This window comes from Staphylococcus canis, from assembly GCF_016238445.1.
GTDB classification, from domain to species: Bacteria; Bacillota; Bacilli; order Staphylococcales; family Staphylococcaceae; genus Staphylococcus; species Staphylococcus canis.
Window position 1 is genome coordinate 1 of the sequence record NZ_JABANU010000071.1, and the last position, 377, is coordinate 377.

Below are 377 nucleotides of genomic sequence, written 5' to 3' on the forward strand. Positions count from 1 at the left end.
AACCAAGTTGCCCGCTTTTGTATTCTTGTAATATTTTAAGTTTGAAATCTAAACTATAACTTTTATTCATAATTAAACACCCCAAAAGTTGAATTTTGTAGGTTCAACTTTTGGGGTGCAGTACATGCTTAACTTCCTTTTTTTTCTGATGCGAATAATTTTAAACTTAAAATGATTCTATTATGAATAGTCTCATAATTTTTATAAACAAATGATACTCTTTTAGTAAGTTTAATTTGGTTATTAATATCTTCAATCGGACCATTCGTAAAGTTGGCATATTCTAATGTGTTGGTGATGAATGGAATATAACTTTTTAATGTTTTTATGACAGTTCTTAATTTAGGATGGATATCTGGTAAAGCTACGTTTTCTAA

The 377-nt window shown here is 27.3% G+C and carries 1 protein-coding gene; it reads right to left on the bottom strand.

Annotated features, from left to right (window positions below):
* Window positions 1-128 precede the first annotated feature (128 nt).
* Window positions 129-377 (bottom strand): transposase (locus HHH54_RS10945; protein WP_198618819.1); only part of this gene is annotated, 249 nt, incomplete at its 5' end.